This window comes from Methylobacterium sp. C25 (genome assembly GCF_021352225.1).
Taxonomy (GTDB): domain Bacteria; phylum Pseudomonadota; class Alphaproteobacteria; order Rhizobiales; family Beijerinckiaceae; genus Methylobacterium.
This window is the reverse complement of the sequence record NZ_JAAUVI010000002.1, coordinates 296,608-314,604: the sequence shown is the minus strand read 5'-3', so window position 1 is coordinate 314,604 and position 17,997 is coordinate 296,608. Positions and strand designations below refer to the sequence as shown.

At 67.8% G+C, this 17,997-nt stretch carries 22 protein-coding genes; 13 read left to right on the top strand and 9 right to left on the bottom strand.

The features are described from left to right. The first annotated feature begins 197 nt into the window (after window positions 1-197). The 4 genes from HCU64_RS07855 (at window position 198) to HCU64_RS07840 (ending at window position 3,479) form a co-directional block, all read left to right on the top strand. Window positions 198-1,577, top strand: coding sequence for a Wadjet anti-phage system protein JetA family protein (locus HCU64_RS07855; RefSeq protein WP_233383271.1), 1,380 nt, complete (start codon window positions 198-200; stop codon window positions 1,575-1,577). Next, window positions 1,570-2,205 carry a DUF4194 domain-containing protein gene (locus HCU64_RS07850; RefSeq protein WP_233383270.1) on the top strand — a complete coding sequence of 212 codons (636 nt, stop codon included), beginning with the start codon at window positions 1,570-1,572 and terminating at the stop codon, window positions 2,203-2,205. The genes HCU64_RS07855 and HCU64_RS07850 overlap by 8 nt, the downstream gene beginning before the upstream one ends. Window positions 2,206-2,332: 127 nt before the next feature. Further along, on the top strand, window positions 2,333-2,611 hold the full coding sequence (locus tag HCU64_RS07845; protein WP_233383269.1) for a hypothetical protein: 279 nt from the start codon (window positions 2,333-2,335) through the stop codon (window positions 2,609-2,611). A gap of 172 nt (window positions 2,612-2,783) precedes the next feature. Further along, entirely contained in the window at window positions 2,784-3,479 is a 696-nt protein-coding gene (locus HCU64_RS07840) for a GntR family transcriptional regulator (RefSeq protein WP_233383268.1), read from the top strand. A 40-nt stretch (window positions 3,480-3,519) separates the two neighbouring features. On the opposite strand, the gene HCU64_RS07835 is transcribed toward HCU64_RS07840, so the two are convergent. Then, window positions 3,520-4,335: an enoyl-CoA hydratase/isomerase family protein gene (locus HCU64_RS07835; protein WP_233383267.1), complete on the bottom strand. Its 816-nt coding sequence runs from the start codon at window positions 4,333-4,335 to the stop codon at window positions 3,520-3,522. Between the two features lie 170 nt (window positions 4,336-4,505). On the opposite strand from HCU64_RS07835, the gene HCU64_RS07830 reads away from it, so the two are divergent. After that, the gene (locus HCU64_RS07830) at window positions 4,506-4,979 is read left to right on the top strand and encodes a hypothetical protein (protein WP_233383266.1); all 474 of its coding nucleotides are present in this window, start codon (window positions 4,506-4,508) and stop codon (window positions 4,977-4,979) included. A 74-nt stretch (window positions 4,980-5,053) separates the two neighbouring features. On the opposite strand, the gene tenA is transcribed toward HCU64_RS07830, so the two are convergent. Continuing rightward, a complete protein-coding gene (tenA, locus tag HCU64_RS07825) occupies window positions 5,054-5,713 on the bottom strand; it encodes a thiaminase II (RefSeq protein WP_233383265.1) in 660 nt (219 codons plus the stop codon). 188 nt (window positions 5,714-5,901) lie between these two features. On the opposite strand from tenA, the gene HCU64_RS07820 reads away from it, so the two are divergent. Both HCU64_RS07820 and HCU64_RS07815 read left to right on the top strand, forming a co-directional pair. Next, window positions 5,902-6,054 (top strand): hypothetical protein, encoded by a 153-nt coding sequence (locus tag HCU64_RS07820; protein WP_233383264.1) that lies wholly within the window; start codon window positions 5,902-5,904, stop codon window positions 6,052-6,054. 98 nt (window positions 6,055-6,152) lie between these two features. Next, window positions 6,153-6,569, top strand: a complete 417-nt coding sequence (locus tag HCU64_RS07815; protein WP_233383263.1) for an FKBP-type peptidyl-prolyl cis-trans isomerase — start codon at window positions 6,153-6,155, stop codon at window positions 6,567-6,569. Between the two features lie 3 nt (window positions 6,570-6,572). Here the strand turns inward: HCU64_RS07815 and HCU64_RS07810 are convergent, their stop codons facing one another. Further along, window positions 6,573-7,070 carry a DUF427 domain-containing protein gene (locus HCU64_RS07810; RefSeq protein WP_233383262.1) on the bottom strand — a complete coding sequence of 166 codons (498 nt, stop codon included), beginning with the start codon at window positions 7,068-7,070 and terminating at the stop codon, window positions 6,573-6,575. Window positions 7,071-7,136: 66 nt separating this feature from the next. On the opposite strand from HCU64_RS07810, the gene otsB reads away from it, so the two are divergent. Continuing rightward, window positions 7,137-7,892, top strand: coding sequence for a trehalose-phosphatase (otsB, locus tag HCU64_RS07805; RefSeq protein ID WP_233383261.1), 756 nt, complete (start codon window positions 7,137-7,139; stop codon window positions 7,890-7,892). Between the two features lie 76 nt (window positions 7,893-7,968). After that, window positions 7,969-8,964 carry a glucokinase gene (locus HCU64_RS07800; RefSeq protein ID WP_233383260.1) on the top strand — a complete coding sequence of 332 codons (996 nt, stop codon included), beginning with the start codon at window positions 7,969-7,971 and terminating at the stop codon, window positions 8,962-8,964. Window positions 8,965-9,113: 149 nt separating this feature from the next. On the opposite strand, the gene HCU64_RS07795 is transcribed toward HCU64_RS07800, so the two are convergent. Then, window positions 9,114-9,599, bottom strand: coding sequence for an MmcB family DNA repair protein (locus tag HCU64_RS07795; protein ID WP_233383259.1), 486 nt, complete (start codon window positions 9,597-9,599; stop codon window positions 9,114-9,116). A 211-nt stretch (window positions 9,600-9,810) separates the two neighbouring features. After that, window positions 9,811-10,839, bottom strand: a complete 1,029-nt coding sequence (locus HCU64_RS07790; RefSeq protein ID WP_233383258.1) for an SDR family oxidoreductase — start codon at window positions 10,837-10,839, stop codon at window positions 9,811-9,813. A 94-nt stretch (window positions 10,840-10,933) separates the two neighbouring features. On the opposite strand from HCU64_RS07790, the gene HCU64_RS07785 reads away from it, so the two are divergent. Further along, a complete protein-coding gene (locus HCU64_RS07785) occupies window positions 10,934-11,536 on the top strand; it encodes a TetR/AcrR family transcriptional regulator (RefSeq protein ID WP_233383257.1) in 603 nt (200 codons plus the stop codon). Window positions 11,537-11,540: 4 nt separating this feature from the next. Here HCU64_RS07785 and HCU64_RS07780 read toward each other — a convergent pair whose 3' ends face one another. The 3 genes from HCU64_RS07780 to HCU64_RS07770 all read right to left on the bottom strand — a co-directional run bounded on the left by HCU64_RS07780 (window position 11,541) and on the right by HCU64_RS07770 (window position 14,053). Next, window positions 11,541-12,335 carry a cobalamin-binding protein gene (locus HCU64_RS07780; RefSeq protein ID WP_233383256.1) on the bottom strand — a complete coding sequence of 265 codons (795 nt, stop codon included), beginning with the start codon at window positions 12,333-12,335 and terminating at the stop codon, window positions 11,541-11,543. Window positions 12,336-12,339: 4 nt separating this feature from the next. Continuing rightward, entirely contained in the window at window positions 12,340-12,861 is a 522-nt protein-coding gene (locus HCU64_RS07775; RefSeq protein ID WP_233383255.1) for a DedA family protein, read from the bottom strand. Between the two features lie 67 nt (window positions 12,862-12,928). After that, on the bottom strand, window positions 12,929-14,053 hold the full coding sequence (locus HCU64_RS07770; protein ID WP_233383254.1) for an acyltransferase family protein: 1,125 nt from the start codon (window positions 14,051-14,053) through the stop codon (window positions 12,929-12,931). Between the two features lie 240 nt (window positions 14,054-14,293). On the opposite strand from HCU64_RS07770, the gene pdxY reads away from it, so the two are divergent. The 3 genes from pdxY to HCU64_RS07755 all read left to right on the top strand — a co-directional run bounded on the left by pdxY (window position 14,294) and on the right by HCU64_RS07755 (window position 16,916). Further along, window positions 14,294-15,145, top strand: coding sequence for a pyridoxal kinase PdxY (gene pdxY, locus HCU64_RS07765; protein WP_233383662.1), 852 nt, complete (start codon window positions 14,294-14,296; stop codon window positions 15,143-15,145). Window positions 15,146-15,283: 138 nt separating this feature from the next. Beyond that, window positions 15,284-16,204 carry a PhzF family phenazine biosynthesis protein gene (locus HCU64_RS07760; RefSeq protein WP_233383253.1) on the top strand — a complete coding sequence of 307 codons (921 nt, stop codon included), beginning with the start codon at window positions 15,284-15,286 and terminating at the stop codon, window positions 16,202-16,204. After that, on the top strand, window positions 16,197-16,916 hold the full coding sequence (locus HCU64_RS07755; protein ID WP_233383252.1) for an NUDIX hydrolase: 720 nt from the start codon (window positions 16,197-16,199) through the stop codon (window positions 16,914-16,916). Before HCU64_RS07760 ends, HCU64_RS07755 begins: the two co-directional genes overlap by 8 nt. A gap of 31 nt (window positions 16,917-16,947) precedes the next feature. Here HCU64_RS07755 and HCU64_RS07750 read toward each other — a convergent pair whose 3' ends face one another. Continuing rightward, entirely contained in the window at window positions 16,948-17,904 is a 957-nt protein-coding gene (locus HCU64_RS07750) for a TAXI family TRAP transporter solute-binding subunit (RefSeq protein ID WP_233383251.1), read from the bottom strand. Window positions 17,905-17,997 lie beyond the last annotated feature (93 nt).

Below are 17,997 nucleotides of genomic sequence, written 5' to 3'. Positions count from 1 at the left end.
GGGCTCAGACTCGGCGAGGGAGCTTCGGATGCGGCAAGGCCTCGACTGACGTCGCGCCAAATCGAACCGTCGGCCCGGGCGTCTGGAAATGGCCCGAAGTGGGGGATAACGGCCCCACTCGGCGCTTCTTCCTGCAAGACCGGTTGGCGCTCCCTTGACCTGAGCCACCGCCACGGCTTGTCCTTCCGGCCAAGACGATGCTGTTCAGTCACCTCTCCGACGATCTGTTCAAACCACTGGCTTCGCCCAGCAGGGCCTTCAATGCAGCCCTGTTGCTGCACCTGCGGGAGCGGCTGTTCGGCGACACCATGGAGCCGCTGCGCAAGAGCGAGCTGCTGGCGGCGATCGGCGATTTCTGCGCGGACTGGACCCAGGCCGAGATCGCCGATGACGAGACCACGCCGGTCGACCCGGTGGAGCGGCGTTCCGCAGTCTACCGGAGGCTGCTCGATGCGGGCTGGCTGGTCGAGCGGCGCGAACGCTATGTGCCGGTCGTCGACCTCGATCCGGAGGCGCGTCTACTGCTCGACGATCTCGCCCGACTCGATCGCGGTGAGACGCGTTCCTACGGCGGAGCGGTGCTGGACGTCCTGAGCGCGCTCGAGAGCGCCACGTCGAACCCAGGCGAACGCTCCGAGGCCCTCAGCAACGCCGCAAAATCCTCACGCGAGTTTCTTGGCCATCTGCGTGGGCTCGCCGGTTCTATGCGCAAGATCGAGGAGCGCATCCTCGCCGAAGACGATCTGCGCGCGGCCTTCCGGCTCTATTTCGACGAGTTCGTCGAGCGCCACCTCGTCAGCGATTACCGAACGCTGCACACCAGGTTCAATCCGTTCCGCTTCCGCTCCGGAATCGTGCGCGAGGCGGGTCGAGCGCTGCGCGATCCGCTCACCGTACGGGCGCTGGCGGAAGGTTCCGTGCGGGAAGGGAGGGCTGCCGGCATCGAGGCGGCGGAACGCAGTGTCCGCGGCGAACTCACCGAGATCCTCGGGATCTTCGAGAGCCTCGACCGGCACCTCGACGTGGTGGCCGACATCGTCGCGCGGATGGAGCGGCGCATTGCGGCAGCCCTGCGCTACGAGGGCAATCGCGATAGCGCCCGCATCGAACGCACGGCAGCAGCGTTGCGCGCGGTGGGCGCCGTGAGCGACCTCACCAACGCACCCCAGCCACCGCTTCTGTCGCTGAGACCGCCCATCGGACCGCCCCATCTTTATTCGCCGCGGCTGAAGCGGCGCGCCATTGTCACCGAGCCGCTCCCGGATGTGGTGAGCGATGCGTCGATCGAGGCCTTTGCCATGGCCAAGGACGAATTTCGACGCCGGACGACGGTCACGCCGCAGACGATCGCCGCCTTCCTGGAACTGCGTTCCGCGACCGGGAAACCGATCCGCGCCTCGGAGATCGAAATCGACGACGTCGATTCCTTCGTTGTCTTCCAACGGCTGCGAGAGCTCGACGTGCTGTTCGACGGCGCGCTCTCCGGCCGCTATCGGCTGACCCGCATCGAAGGTCGGATCGAGAATGGCTGGCTCGACTGCCCGGATTTCACCGTCGAGCGCGCACCGCATGCTTGAGCCGTTCCGCGCCATTATCGACGGCGACGAGCCGCCGCCCTCCGGATCGAAGGCTCCCGGCGAGGAGGACTTGATCCGCGCGCTTCAGGCATTGCTCAAGATCCAGGTGGTCTATGCCGACACGCCCGGAATCGGCCGCTCCTACGAGCTCGCGCGCCATTACGCGCCGTTCTTCCGCGATTACTTCGCCTGCCTCGGCTACGACTTCGAGGTATCGCACCGCGACCAGATGATTTTTCTACGTGTGCCGACGGACGGCGCCCGGCACGATGCGCCCGCGGAGCGTCTGCGCAAGGACGAGACTCTCGTGCTGCTGTCCCTGCGGCTCGTCTACGAGGAGGGCCTGCGCGACCATCGCGTCACCACCGACGGCATCGTCGAGTGCACCACCGACGACATTGCGGAAAAGATCCGCACCGCCGCCCGCAGCGACCCGCCCGAGGAGACGCGGTTGACCGATATCCTTCGGCTCTTCGCTCGGAAGGGCGCAGTGAAGCTCGGCGAGCGCGACCGCGCCGAACGCGTAACCCCGCTCATGGTGTTGCCCGGGATCGCGGTGCTCTCGCCGGATGCCTGGATGGACCAGGTCCAGGCTTGGGCCGCTTCGGCCGGCGACGGGGACACCTGATCGGCGGCGGCCCAATCCTGGGCTTCCTGTGCCTTGGGCACATCATGCGCACACCGCAAACTCGGCTATCATCCGGCATGGGCCAGCCGTGCTATCCTGGCCGCCATGTACCGAGCGGATTCACCCCATGCGATCCATCCTGGCCGGTCTCGCCTTGGTCTTGCTACCGAGCCTCGCATCGGCGGAGTGCCAGTGTGTCTGCATCCGCGGGAAGGCGATCCCGGTCTGCCAACCGCAGGCCATGGTCGAGCCGATCTGCCAGCAGGTCTGCACCGACAAGATCGAGCAATCGCTTGGGGCCACCGGAATCGGCGGTGCGGGGGGCAGTAGCGGCGGCATGGCCGGTCAGGGCGCTGGGGCCGGCGGTCTCGACCCATCGACGCTTAAGGCGATCATGGGCCGCTAACGGCCATTTCAAGCAGCCGTCTTAAGTCCAGTTGCAGGGATCGGGACTCCTGTGACATTTCATGTGGCGGCCACACTCAATCAAGGGTAGTCGCCTCGACATGCGTCACGGCTCAGCCTAGCTTCGAGCCGCGAGGCGCTTTTCGGGAAGGCCTCCAAACTCTTATGGGTCTATGACGAAGATCGAGGCCGGGATCGGCATTAACCGGCGCTACCTGCACGACGAGGTGGCCGAGCGCATGCGCGAACTCATCCAGACGGGTGAGCTCGAGCCGAAGGCGCGCATCAACGAGGGCGAGCTGACCGAACGTTTCGGGATCTCTCGCACGCCCTTGCGCGAAGCCATCAAGATTCTCGCCACGGAAGGGCTGCTGGAGCTGCTTCCGAACCGCGGCGCCCGTGTCGCCAGCATCTCCGAGGCCGAGATCGAGGAGATGATCGAGGTCATCGCTGGGCTGGAGGCCACGGCCTGCGACATCGCCTGCCGGAGGATCGGTCAGGACGAGGTCGTCGCGATCGAGGACAAGCACGCCAGCATGATTGCAGCCTGGAAGGCGCGCGAAGAGGTCGAGTATTTTCGCCTGAACCGCGAGATTCATGAAGCGATCATGAGCGCGAGCCGCAACGCGACCCTGCAATCGATCTACGACAGCCTCTCGGGCCGCACGCAGCGCTCACGCTATCGGGCGCACCAGACAGACGAGCAATGGGCGCAGGCCGTGGAGGAGCACGAGGGCCTGATGGATCGGCTGCGTGCCCGCGATGGCGAGGGCCTGGCCAAGCGGATGCGCGAGCACATCCGCGGCAAGAAGCCGGTGATCGTCGCGAATTACGGCGATCAGGATTCAGAGCAGCACGAAGGCGTCTGACGCCTTCGTCGAGCCTTATCCAGCAGAGACCGGCCGCAACTCAGCGGCCTTCCCATTTCGGCGGGCGCTTGCCGAGAAACGCTTCCATGCCTTCGCGGAAGTCGCGGCTCATGTAGGTCATCAGGATGAGGTCGTCGCCGGGCCGTGCCTCATCATCGCCGACAGCATCCTCGGCCAGCCGGCGCAAGCCTTCCTTGGTCGCCTGGAGCGTCAGCGGAGCATGCCCAGCCAACAGCGTCGCCAGCTCAGTCGCGCGCTCTCCGAGGGCGGCTGCATCATCCACCACCTCGTTGACGAGGCCGATCCCCAGTGCCTCCTCCGCGCCGACGAGCCGGGCCGTGAACAGGATGTCCTTCACGCGTGCCGGCCCGATTAGGCCGGACAGCCGCTTCAGGTTGCCGAGCGACAGGCAGTTGCCCAGCGTACGCGCGATCGGGAAGCCGAAGCGCGCGTCGCGCGTTGCGATCCGCATGTCGCAGGCCGCGGCGATGGCTGCGCCGCCGCCGGTGCAGGCCCCGGCCACCGCAGCGATGGTCGGCACACGCAGGCGCTCCAGTGCGCCGAGCACACGGTCCATGAAGCGCTCGTAGCCCAGAGCATCCTCGGGCTTCTCGAAGCTGCGGAACTGGGCGATGTCGGTGCCGGCCGCAAAGGCCTTCTCACCAGCTCCGGTGATGATCACCGCCTTGACCGAGCGATCCTCCTCGATCCGCTGGGACAGGGTGATCAGTCCCTCGTACATGGCGAAGGTCAGCGCGTTGCGGGCCTGCGGCCGGTTGAGCGTGATGCGAGCGATCCCGGCTTGATCGGTCTCGAACAGAAGCTCGTTCGTTGGATTGGAATCGGGCTCGCTCATCGGATGGGCCTACCTCGGCTGGTGATCGGGTCGCTGCGAGCCCCTGTCGCGCGTTGATCGGTGGCGATCAAGCCCGGCGCACTCAGCCCGCGAGCGTGGCCCCGCGAACCTTCCGGCACCCAGGTGTTCGTGCTACCGCCGTTCAAAGTGGGGCTTCGGCACTTCCAAGGATGACGAGCGTGAGAGCGACGACGATCGGGTTCATCGCAGCGGGGCTCCTTGCCGGGGTTGTGGCTGTTCCCGCCGAGGCGGGCTGCACGCGCAAGATCGTCAACAAGTCTGCGCTCACGGCACTCGTCAGCCGCGATGGCGGCCCCTGGGTCGCGGTACCGCCGCACCGCTCGCAATCGATCCGTCTCACGCAGCCGGGCCGGGTGGATTTCGCCCTGGTCTGCGGCGCCGGCGGCCCGGAGAGCGCGGTCTCCCGCACCTCTCTCACCTACTCGGCGATCATCGACCGCTGCTATTACGAGATCGGCACCGGCTTCTTCGAGGATCAGCTCGGCCCGGGCTTCGTCCCCGGCACCCAGGACACCGCGCCGCTCACCGCCAACATGCCGCGCCAGGGCGACGTGGTGATTGGCCCCCGGGTCGAAGCCGGCTGCCCGGCGGAGTTCCGTGCGGCGGTGCATTCGCGGTACTAGCAAGCCTCCGAGCCACCACCGGCATTCCGGTAACCGCGGCGCAGCCTCGGACTAACTGCGTGGCTAGGGTTGGCTCAAACCGGCCATCCCGCCTCGCGATACGCCGAATCCCAGAACATCCACTCGAGCTGACACGCCCGCGTGAAGCTCGCATGCATGCCGGCGAGTACCTTCGGGCCGACCTGGGCGGCTAGCGCATCCGTGACCGCGATCATCGCATCGACGGCCTGCGAAAAATCCTCCCCGGCATAGGTATCGATCCAAGATCGATACGGATTATCGGCTGCAGCGCTCGCATGGATATCGTTGCCGATCTCCCGGTAGATCCAGAAGCAGGGAAGCATGGCCGCGAGATGCACGGCGAGCGGCTCGCGAAAGCCGCTGGCGATGAGGAAGCTGAGATAGTGATGCGCCACCGGGGTCGGCGGGGTGGCCGCGACCTCGGCATCCGTGACCCCGAAGCGGCGGAAATAGTCCGTGTGCAGCGAGCGCTCGACTTCCATCGCCACCGAAGCCGCGCCAGAGAACTGCACGATGTGATCAGGATCGTCGGATTTCGCCGCGGCCACGGCGAGCGCCTGCGCGAAGGCGACGAGGTAATGCGCGTCCTGAATCATGTAGTGGCGGAAGGCTGGCATCCGCAGTGTCCCGGCGGCGAGATCCCGGTTGAACGGGTGCGTGCGTGTCGCCTCGTAGATCGCGGCGTTTCGTGCCCAGGCATCGGTCGAGAACACGGGCGGCTCCTGTAGGGATCGTCGGCGGCAAACGTCGTGCGGCCCCGCAAGGGCCGATGCCAGCCATTAACCCCGATGTGCGCAGCGGCACAGCCCGAATGGCCGCGCTGTTCCAAACAGGAGCCGCAAGTCCAGGCTGTCTGCGAAAGCAGTCACCGGGGGAGCCGAGACCATCGAGGAGTTTGCCGATGACGTCCAAGCTGTCTTTCCACTGGCTGCTGACACTCCTGGCCTTGGCGGTGCCCGCCGCCCTCGGGCCCTGCCGCCCCACGAAAGATGGCGATGCTGCCGCGACGACGCAGCAGGCCGCCTCGGACGTCGTATTCCGGCACTATCTGTGACGAGCCCTCCCGGGCGATCGACAGGGCGGCGTTTGGGTCGCTGCGCGCGCCGTGCTAACCCGCGGCCCGTTCAGCAGCAGCCAGGACATCAACGATCCATGCGCTCGACCCTTTTTGCCGGAGCACTCGCCCTCGCCATGACAGCCGCCGCTTCCGCCGCCTCTCCCGTCACCACGGCCTCGGGCCTCACCTATACCGACGAAGTCGTCGGCACCGGTGCGGAGGCCAAGCCCGGCCAGCAGGTCAGCGTCCACTACACCGGCTGGCTTGATGAGGGCGGCAAGAAGGGCAAGAAGTTCGACAGCTCCCGCGACCGCAACCAGCCCTTCGCCTTCCCGCTCGGCGGCGGCCAGGTCATCCGCGGCTGGGACGAGGGCGTCGCCGGCATGAAGGTCGGCGGCAAGCGCACCCTTCTCATCCCGGCCGCCCTCGGCTACGGCGCGCGCGGCGCCGGCGGCGTCATTCCCCCGAATGCCACGCTGATCTTCGACGTCGAATTGTTGGGCGTTAAGTAGGACTTACCAACCCATCGTCCCCGGTCCGCCCTTGAACGGACCGGTGACGTCGGGCGTGATCCAGCCACCATAGAAGCCGCCGGGCTGAGGCTCGGCGCGCATCTCGCCGACGAGGCAAGCCCCCATCGGCCCGGCATAAAATGCGACTGCGCCGGCGATCTCGCGAAAGCCCGGATTCGGATCCGGATAGGCCCACGCGGCGCCGGGCGCCGTGTGCGCGCCGAACATGACGTCGAACATCACCGCAAGACCCTTCCACTCGCAGATCCCGGCCCGCTGGGCGGCTCCGAGCGCGCCCGGTGCCACGGCATCCGCCGGGAAGTAGTAGGTCGGCGGATGGCTCGTCTCGAGCACGCGCCAGCCCGACGTCGTGTCGGCGATGGCCTGGCCACCGAAGATCACCTGCAGCCGTCGGCTGACGCGCTCAAGCCGGGGAGGGCGCGGGTAGTCCCAGACGCTTTCCTGTCCGGGAGCCGGCGGGATCGGATCGGGTCTGCGCATCGGCGTCTTGCCTTTCGGGGCCTCCGCCCAAGCTAGCGCTCTGACGAGTCTCCGAAAGGACCCCGCGTGAGCGAGCCCGACGCCTTCGCCGTTTTCCTCGATTTCGACGGCACGCTCGCCGAGCTCGCCCCCACCCCCGACGCGGTTCAGGTCGACCCGACGCTGGTTCCCAATCTCGAGAGCCTGAAGAGCCGCCTCGGCGGCGCTCTCGCGATCGTGACCGGGCGCCCCGTCAGCGTGATCGACCACTTCCTGGCGCCCTCGCGCTTCGACGTCGCCGGTCTTCACGGCGTCGAACGCCGGGTCGAGGGCCGACTCAGCGGCGGACGTCCGGAGGATCACCCCACGCTCCGTGCCGGGGTCGAGCGGCTGAAGCAACAGGCCGCGGCCCTCGACAAGGTGCTGATCGAGGACAAGGGCGCCTCCGTCGCCGTGCATTGGCGCCTCGCCAGCGAGGCCGATACCGAGACTGCGCAAGGCATCGTCAAGGCGCTCGCCGCCGAACTCGGCTCGGCCTATCGGCTGCAGCTCGGCAAGGCGGTGGGCGAGGTCGTGCCTGCCGATGCCACCAAGGGCCACGCGATCCGCGCCTTCCTGGAGCGCCCGCCCTATGCCGGGCGCCGCGCGATCTTCTTTGGCGACGACAAGACCGACGAGCTCGCCTTCGAGAGCGTGAACGCCGATGGCGGCGTCAGCGTGCGCATCGGCGACGAGGAGACCATCGCCCGCCGCCGGCTGGCGGCCCCGGCTGATGTCCGCGCGCTCATCGCCGCATGGGCCAACGGAGCCCCGATCGACCCCGACGCCTTGCCGCCGGCCTGACGCGACCGAAGTTCAATCCCATAGCCTGCCCCAAGGAAGCGGTCCGACCGGCGGGGCGAAGCGAGACGGCGGCTCCATGTTCGAATTTCCAGTCCTCCTCGGCGACATCGGCGGCACGAATGCTCGCTTCGGCTTGATCGAGCAGGCTGGCGGCACGCCGCGGATGCTCTCCCACGAGCCGACCAAGGGTCATCCCGACATCAGCGCCGCGATCCGCGCTTCCCTCGGCAAGGGCGGCGACGCTAGGCCGCGCTCGGCCGTCCTCGCCATCGCGGGCCGGGTCGACGCACCCTCGGTGCGCCTGACCAACGCCGACTGGGTGATCGAGGCCGAGCGCATCGGCAAGGATTTCGGACTGACCCGCGTCGTCGTGGTCAACGACTACGTGCCCGTGGCGGCCGGCGCGGCGAACATCACCGAAGGCGATCTCTCGATGATCGGCGACGTCAGGCATTCCAGCCGCGGCGCCCGGCTCGTCCTCGGTCCCGGCACCGGCTTCGGCGCCGCCGCGCTCGTGCCTTACCAGGAGCGCCTCGCCATCGTTTCGACCGAGGCCGGCCACACCGATTTCGGCCCTAGCGACGACGAAGACTTCGAGATCTGGCCAGGCCTCGAGCGAATTGATGGCCGCATCACCGTCGAGGCGCTGCTCTCGGGCCCCGGCCTCGCCCGGCTCCATGCAGCCGTGAGGCGCGTGCGCGGCGGCGGTGACGGATCGGCCATCGACCCGTCTAAGGTCACCGAGACCGGCCTCTCGGGCGAGGATCCGCACGCCGCCGAGGCGATCCGCCTGTTCTCAAAATATCTCGGCCGGGTCTGCGGTGATCTCGCCCTGACCTTCCTGACCACCGGCGGCGTCTATATCGGCGGTGGCATCGCCCCGCGTATCCTGCCGGTGCTCAACGAAGGCGGCTTCCGGAAGAGCTTCGAGCACAAGCCGCCCTTTGCCGAGATGATGCACGGCATCCCGACCAGCGTCATCACGGTGAAAGACCCGGCCCTCAACGGCCTCGCTGCGCTCGCGAGCGAGGGCGACCGGTTCATCTATCACGGTCAGAACTGGCACGGCTGAGGGGCCGGCAGCGCTACACCACGCCGTCGTTCCGGGGCTCGCCGCAGGCGAGAACCCGGAATCCAGAACCGCCGAGGGTGCCAATGATGGCTCCGTCAGCGGTTCTGGATTCCGGGTTCCGCTCCGCGGCCCCGGAATGACGGCGAGTGTCAGAGCGCCCCGTCGCCGATCGCCCCGGGATCGGCCAGCGTGTGCAGCTGCCGCGCCGCCGAGTGCGCGAATCGCAATGTCACGGCCTTCCTCCGAGCGCCGCTGAGCGGGTGCTCGCACGGCTCACGCAGCACCGCGGCACCGAAGGCGTCGGCGACGATCAGGCCGCATTCCTCCGGGATCAGGCTCTCCGGCACGGTGTCGGGAATCGCAAACAGGAAGCGGTCGCAGAAGTCGCGATAGTCCGGCCATTTCCGATCGGCACGAAAATCCGCGACGCTCGACTTGATCTCGACGATGGTCAGCCGCCCGGCCGGACAGAGGGCGATCACGTCGGCCCGGCGTCCGTTGGCCAGGGAGAATTCCGGCAGCGTGACGCAACCCATCCCGGCGAAGAGCCGCCGCACGCCGCGCTGAACATGGAGCGCCGTCGCCGACTGACGGCGATCGGGCGGCAAGACGACATGGGCGAGGGCAGCGGACATGGACGGCGACACGCGGTGGGTGCGGCATGACTGAATCATCTGCGGCTCGGCTTGTCATCCCCGGTTTCACGCCCGCGTCGCCGCTGCGGCCGCAGATCGACGCGCGGATCGCCGAACCGAGCGACCGGCGCGGCCATAGGCTGGCCAGTGTGCGCGGCCTGGTCGAGGCCGCGGACGAAGGCGTCGTCAGGAAACGCGCTCGGGCTCGCGCTCAGCCGGCGATCAGGCCGAGTTGAACCAGGCTCTCCGCCGAGGCGACGATGGCCTCTTCCGCCGGGCGCGGAGACCAGCCGAGCAGGCGGATGGCCTTCTCGCTGGTGGCGTTCATGTTGAGACCGAGGAACGGCACCAGCGCCTTCATCGCGGGATTGGCATGCGCGCCGATGCGCACGATGGTGTTGGGGATCTCGCGGGTCGTGACCTTGCTCGCGGCGGCGCCCATGCGTTCCCGAAGCACCCGCGCGACATCGGCGATCCAGAGGCTCTCGCCCGCAATGGCGAGGAAGCGCTCACCATTCGCGGCGGGATCCGTCATCGCGCGCAAATGCAGGTCCGCGACGTCCCGCACGTCGACGAAACCAGAATTGACCTTCGGGCAGCCCGGCAACCCGTCCATCAGGTTCTTGATCATGCGGATCGAGTGCGAGTAGTCGGCGCCGAGCACCGGACCGAGCACCGCCGTCGGGTTCACGGCGGCGAGTTCGAGCCCGCGTCCCTCGGCCGCGATGAACTCCCAGGCCGCACGCTCCGAGAGCGTCTTCGACTTCTGATAGAGCGCGACGTCGCCGTTCAGATCGGTCCAGTCGGTCTCGTCGAAGGGTCGCTTCATCGGCTTGTGGCCCATACCCACCGCGCCAAAGGCGGAGGTGAGGACGACCCGCTTCACGCCGGCATCGCGGGCCGCACGCAGCACCCTGAGATTTCCCTCGACCGCCGGCCGAACCCAGTCCTCCTCGCTCACCTGATCGCCGGACGGAGTCGGGGAGGCGCCGTGCAGCACATAGAGGCATTCGGAGACAGCCTCGGCCCAGCCGCGATCCGCCCCGAGATCGGCCACGACGAAGGACAGGCGGTCGCCGGGCTCCGCACCGCCTGCCTGCAGATGACGGCGCACCTCGGCTTCGCGCGCCATCGTGCGCAAGGTCGTCCGCACCCGGTATCCCGCGTCGAGCAGGGCAAGAATGCAGTGCTGGGCGATGAAGCCGGTTCCACCGGTGACGAGGACGAGGTCGTCGGTCATGAGAATGTCCTGATCGCATCGAGACGGCGAACGATTGCCGCCTTTGGTCTACAGCCGTATACTCAACATGGATCAGAAAGTCTACAGTCGTATAATGAACGCCGTTTCCTCATCGCCTGTGACGCGATCCGACAAGGCGGCGGCCACCAGAGCCGCGATCCTGGCGGCGGCGCGGCGCGCCTTCGCGGCACATGGCTATGACGGGGTCGGCCTGCGCGCGATCGCAGCGGAAGCCGGCGTCACCGCCATGATGGTGGGCCGCTATTTCGGATCGAAGGAGGGGCTGTTCGGAGAGGTGGTTGCCGACACGATGCGCGATCCGGTCATTCTCGCGCCGGAGAACCTCGCGGCCAAGGACATCCCGCGCGCTTTCGCGCAGGCCCTGGTCGGCATCACCGCACGCGAGACCAGCCCGCTCGACGGTTTCCAGATCCTGTTGCGCTCGACCGGCAGCGAGACCGCAGCCCAGATCGCACGCGAGCGCATCGCTCAGGCACACCAGGCGGCCGCGAGCGGCGCGGTCGGCGCCGATCATCCGAGCGAGCGGGCGGCCATCTTCCTGGCGCTTGTCGCAGGCTTCCAGGGCATGAGGCAGATGATGGGCCTCGACGCGCTCGCCAAAGCCGACCCGGCGGTGTTGGTCGACCTGCTGACTCCGGTGCTGGCGGAAATCCTCAAGCCTGCGGCGCGCGGCTAAGTCATCAGGTCCGGGCCGCCCAGGCTTCCACCACGGCCCGGATCGCCGCGAAGCCATCGGTCAACGCCGCTGGCCCCGGCTGCAGGATCAGCGGCGACTTGATCTCGTGGATGCAGCCGCCCGCCACGGCGAGGATCGCCTCCCAGCCCGGTCGCGCGCGGATGCGCTCGACATTGACCTTCTTCCCGCACCAGGATGCCAGGATGATGTCGGGTCGAGCCGCGATGACCTGCTCCGAGGTAACGATGCGGTCCTTCGCCCCTTGCGCCCGCGAGAGCTCCGGAAACACGTCGACGGCTCCGGCGGCTCGGATCAGGTCGCTGACCCAGCCGATACCCGAGATCATCGGCTCGTCCCATTCCTCGAAATAGACGCGTGGCCGTGGTCGTCCCCGGCTCGCTTCGGCAGCGGCGGCGAGATCGCGCTCGTAGCCCTGCGCCAGCGCCTCGGCCTTTTCCGAAGCGCCGACCAAGGCGCCGACGGTACGGATCATGGCGAGGCAGCCGGCGAGGTCGCGCTGGTTGAACAGGTGCACCGCGATGCCGGCGCGGGCGAGATCGGCGACGATGTCGGCCTGGAGGTCCGAGAAGGCGAGGACGAGGTCCGGCTCCAGTGCCAGGATCTTCGGGAGATCTGCGCTGGTGAAGGCCGAGACCCGCGGTTTTTCCCGCCGCACCTGAGGCGGGCGCACCGCATAGCCGGACACGCCGACGATGCGGTCCTGCTCACCGAGGAGATACAGGGTCTCGACCGTTTCTTCCGTGAGGCAAACGATGCGCTCGGGCGGGAAGCGCCTCACGCCGCTAGCCCTGGAACCACGAGAGAAGCCCGGCGCCGGGCGCCAGCAGCACGAAGGCCCAGACCGCGGCCGAGAGGACGTTGGCGACCTGGAAGGGCAGTCGGTTCACGCCGAAGATGCCCGCAATGAGCGGGATCACCGCGCGGACCGGCCCGAAGAACCGCCCGATCGCCACGGCGCCGGCACCCCAGCGACGCAGGAAGTCCTCGGCGCGGCGAGTCGGCTCCGGATAGCGGCTCATTGGCCAGAAGCCCTTGGCGTCTTCCTTGAAGTAGCGGCCGAACTCGTAGGAGATCCAATCGCCGAGCGCAGCACCGATGGCGGCGGCGATCACCACCGGCCAGAACGGGATGTCGCTCGCTCCGATCAGCGCGCCGATCCCGACGAGGATCACGGTGGCCGGCACCAGCAGCGACAGGAACGCCAGGGACTCGCAGAAGGCGAGCACGCCTGCGACCAGTGGCGTCCATGCCTTGTGCAACTCGACGAAGCCGAGGACGGATTGGCGGATAGCGTCGAAATCCATGCTTCGCAGGCTCTGAGTGAGAGCCAAGCATGTGGCCGGAGCGGGCTCGGCCCGCAAGGAGCCGCGATCAGGCGATGCGGGGCTCCGCCGCCGGCGCGAGCACGGACAGGCGGTTTCTTGCTTCCATCGCGCGATAACGCCCAAGCAGCGCCCGCGTCATCGGCCGCTCGACATAGCGGTAAATCAGCAGGCTCGCGACCACCGCGGCGAGGCTCGACAGCAGCATGAAAAACGGGACGGATGCCGCGCTGAGCCAGAGCCGCTTCCAAACCAGGAACACGCCGCGCAGCACGAAGGTGTGTGTCAGGTACAGGCTGTACGAGGCATCCCCGATCGCCGCGAACCAGCGGCCGGCAAAAGTCTCGCGCGGCGGCGGCCGCAGCGCCACACCGGCGACCACGAGCAGGGCCGGGACGCCCGCGACCCAGGGGGCAGAGCCCCGCAGATCGGCGAGCAGCCAGGCTATACCAGAGACGATCGCCGCAATGGCCACCGGCCAGGGCAGCCGCAGGCCCTTCTCATGGGCGAGGCCGAGCCCGCAGCCGAACAGGAACACCACGAGCAACCCGTCCGTGACGCTGTAGAAGATCGGTGTCGCGACCGTCGCGTCCCGGCCGATCCAGGCGAGCGCCAGGAAGCTGGCCGTCAGTGCGGTGAGGCCCAGCCGGCGCGGTAGCAGCATCGCCAGGGCGAAACAGAGGTAGAAAAACATCTCGTAGTTCAGCGTCCAGCCCTGGCCGAGGATCGGCCGCATGTCGCCGGAGACGCGCAGGACCGGGATGAACAGGTAGGATTTCACGACGTAGGCGAGCGTGCCCGTCTCGATGACCTGGCTCGACGGGACGAGGATCAGGGCCAGCACCGAAAGCGTCGTCAGTAGCCAGTAGAGCGGCACGATGCGGATGATGCGGCGCACGAGGAATCGCCGCGATGCGCCAGGCACGCCGAAATCGGGGCTCGCCCGCACCATCAGGAAGCCGGAGATCACGAAGAAAATGTAGATGCCGAACCACCAGCAGTTCAGGCCGAGGAAATCGGCCGCCGGCAGGTCGAGGGCTTCGCGCAGCCCGTTCCAGTGAAAATTCGCATGGTGGAAGACCACCATGATCGCCGCGATGGCGCGAAGCCACTGGATCTGGACCAGGATCTTCGCGTCCGATGCCGCAGGCGGCTGAACCACGGATGTCGACACGGCACCGGCCCTCTCGCGACCCACGGAGGGGGTCGCTCAGGCTCACGATCCCTACGCGGATTTCATCCGGCGACCATCAATTCGTTGGTTTAGGATTAACGGCGCCGTTCGCATTTGTCCGAAAACGGGGAATCCCGTTCCGGGGGCGTGGCTGCGCGGAGATCCCGTCGAACGGAGGCTGATGTGCCGGTCGACGAACTCGGCTATCAGGCGACGGCATTGATCATCGGCGGACCCGCCATGAAGGTTCTCTCGATCCAGTCCCACGTCGCATACGGCCATGTCGGCAACGCCTCCGCGGTGTTCCCGATGCAGCGCATGGGCGTCGAGGTGCTGCCCGTTCACACGGTCCAGTTCTCGAACCACACCGGCTACGGCGCCTGGCGCGGTCGCGTCTTCGACGGGCCGGCGATCGAGGAAGTCGTGCAGGGCGTCGAAGAGCGCGGCGCGCTCGGCGACTGCGACGCCGTGCTCTCGGGCTATATGGGCTCGCCCGATATCGGCACCGCCATTCTCGACGCGGTCGCCAAGGTGCGCGCGGCCAATGCGAAGGCGCTCTATTGCTGCGACCCAGTGATCGGCGACACCTATTCCGGCGTCTATGTTCGCCCCGGCATCGCCGATCTGATGCGCGAGCGCGCGGTGCCCGCGGCCGATATCGTCACGCCGAACCAGTTCGAGCTGAACCTGCTTTCCGATCTGCCGACCACGACGCTCACCGAGGCCAAGGCGGCGGCCTCTGCCATTCAGGCAATGGGTCCGCGCGTGGTGCTCGTCACCTCCCTCTCCACCGACGCCACTCCGGGCGATGCCATCGACATGATGGCAGCGGAGGGCGGCAGCTTCTGGCGCGTGCGCACGCCGCGGCTCGACCTCAAGGCGGTGAGCGGCGCGGGCGATGCGGTCGCCGCCCTGTTCCTCGTTCACTACCTGCGCAGCGGATCGGCCGCGACGGCGCTCGGCATGGCCGCCTCCTCGATCCACGGACTGCTCAAGGCGACGGCCGAGGCGGGTTCGATGGAACTTCTCACCGTCGACGCACAAGACGAGTTCGTGAACCCGACCAAGACTTTCCCGATCGAGGCCGTATGAGCGCCCGACCGGCGTCGAAGCACGAGCGTCGGAATGGCCCGACGGCTGGCCGCGACGAGGTAGCCGGAAGCCCATCTCGGCCTTGACGCCAGCCGCCGATCTCTGTCGCTTGGCGGCCCCCAGACCGAGATGAACCGTATGACCCAGCGCCGCTTCGCCACCCTGGACGTCTTCACGGAGGAGCCCCTCGCCGGCAATCCTCTCGCCGTTGTTCTGGATGCCGAGGGCCTGGACGATGCGGCGATGCAGACCATCGCCCGCGAGTTCAACCTGTCGGAGACGGTCTTCGTGCTGCCGCCCGAGCAGCCGCGTCACCGGGCGCGGCTGCGCATCTTCACGCCCTTGAGCGAATTGCCCTTCGCTGGCCACCCGACGATCGGCACGGCCGTGCTCCTCGCCCTGCGCGACCGCGCCACGCATAGGGGCGAAAACCAAGCCGACGCGACGGCCTTCGGGCTCGAGGAAACCATCGGCGTCGTGCCATGCGTGGTCGAGACGGGCAAGGGAATGGGCCGCGCCCGCTTCAAGGTGCCGAGCCTGCCGGTCTTCGCCGGAGAGGGGCTGGAGGCGAGCACGCTCGCCAGCATGCTCGGGCTCAAGCCCGAAGACATCGGCTATTTCCGGCACAAGGCGAGCCGCCACGGAACCGGCGAGCCCTTCACCTTCGTGCCGCTCGCGAGCCGCGAGGCCCTCGACCGGGCCAAGCTCGACACGGCCGCCTTCGATCGCGCCCACGAGGCGGGCAAGACCGGCGCCCTCTACCTCTACACGCCGGATCCGGCTCCGACTGGCCGGCGCTATCAGGCGCGGATGTTCGCGCCGCATCGCGGCATCCCCGAAGACCCGGCGACGGGTTCGGCGGCCGCCGCCTTCGCCGGCGTGCTGATGCAATTCGAGCGGCTCGGCGACGGCGCGCATGACGTGATCATCCGCCAGGGCTACGCCATGGGCCGTCCGAGCGAGATCGGCCTGCAGGTTATGGTCGAGGGCGGCACCTTGCGTTCCGCCGAAATCAGCGGCGCTGCCGTTTTGATCAGCGAGGGCAAGCTGCTTGTCTGAGGGCTCAGGGCACGGCTTCACCCTCGTCCGCCTCGCAAGCGTCTCCGCCCGGCTCGACGAATACGATTGGGCCTGGGCTCGGGAGAATGCGGAGGCGATCGACGACAACTGGCAGCGTCGCGTCGCGGAGCGTCCGGGCATGTTCGACGGGCCTGTCCTGCTGAGCCAGGGCTGCACGATTGCGAACCGCGCCTGCGAGGTCCGGTTCTTCGAGACGCGCTACTCGCGCTTCATCGCCTCCCGCGACTGGAAGGCGCCGAAGACCGGTGTCTACAACGCCTTCTCGGCGATCGTGCCTCACACGAGCGACGGAGCGGTGCTGCTCGGCGAGATGGGCGCTCACACCGCCAATGCCGGACAGGTCTATTTCCCCTGCGGCACGCCGGATCGCGAGGATGTCCGGGATGGCGGCCTCGTCGATCTCCCCGACAGCGCAGCACGAGAGTTCGAAGAGGAAACGGGTCTCGTTCTGCCAAAGGAGGCGCGGCGCGCACCGTGGGTGCTGCTGCGCGGCGACGGTCAGCTGGCCTTCCTGCGCCCCGTCACCTTTGCGGAGAGCGCCGAGGAGTTGGTAGCGCAGGCTGAGGCTCACCACGCCAGGGACGAGGAACCCGAACTCGCCCGAATGGTCATCGCGCGCAGCCCCGCCGACATCGATCCGGCCCGCATGCCCGGCTACGTCAGGACCTATCTCGACGCCGTCTTCGCCTAGTCGCATCGGCCTGAGCCGCGCCCTTGCGATCTCAGCGCGGCAATGCCCCGATCTCCTTGAGGTAGTCGATCGTCGCCGGATGCAGCCACTTCGCCTTGGTTGCGCCCGGCAGATTGCGTGGATCGCTCTCGCCGCCCTGGGCATAGAGCTGCGCCAGCCGTGCCTTGCCCTGGTCGATGGCGCGCACCAGTCGCGAGACCACGGCCGGATCGAGGCCAGGCTTGCCCATGGTGAAGCTCCAGGAGCCGACCGTATCGATCGCCGCGTCCTGTCCCTTGAAGGACTTCGCCGGAATCGTCAGGCGGCGAAGCGAAGGTCGCAGCGCCAGGATGGCTTCGACCGCCTCCGGCGCCGGGCCGAAGAAGCGTGCACCTCCAGGCGCTTCGGCCATCGTCTTGAAACCAGGCCAGCCGACGCTGCCGCCCCACAGCGCCGCCGCCTTTCCGTCGATGACCAGCGTTGGGCCATCTCCGGCACGGTCGAGCAGGATCGGCGTGATGTCGTGCTCGGGGTCGATGCCTGAGCCCTTCAATACGGTGCGCCCCATCACCGTGAGGCCGGAGCTGCGCGTGCCGAGGGCGATGGCCTTGCCGCGGAGATCGGAAACGGCGTGGATCGAGCTCGCTGCAGGGACCACGAACATGCCGGGCGTGGTATCCACGGGCGCGACGACGGTGAGGCCCGGCGTATCGCCCTGCGCGGCGAGGGCATCGAAAGCATATTCGCCCTGCACCAGCGCGAGATCGAGCTTGCCCTCCCTGAGGAGAATGAGGTTTTCGGTCGAGCCCTTGGTAGTGCGCAATTCGACGGTAAGGGCCGGATCGACCTCGTGCACGGCCTTGGCCAGCGCCTCGCCATAGGCCGGGAACCCTCCGCCCGGCGTCGCCGTGCCGAGGACGACCTGGAGCGCGGGAGGCGTCGGCTGCGCCTGCGCGGCCGAAAGCAGCGCCAGCACCGAGAGCACCGCAAGCGTGAGCCGTCTCGCCATTGATGAATCTGCCCTTGAGGACGACACGATGTCGTCCGGCGGGCGTCATCTAGCGCGCGTAAGTCGGAAAGGGATGCCGGCTCGGCTCACGAA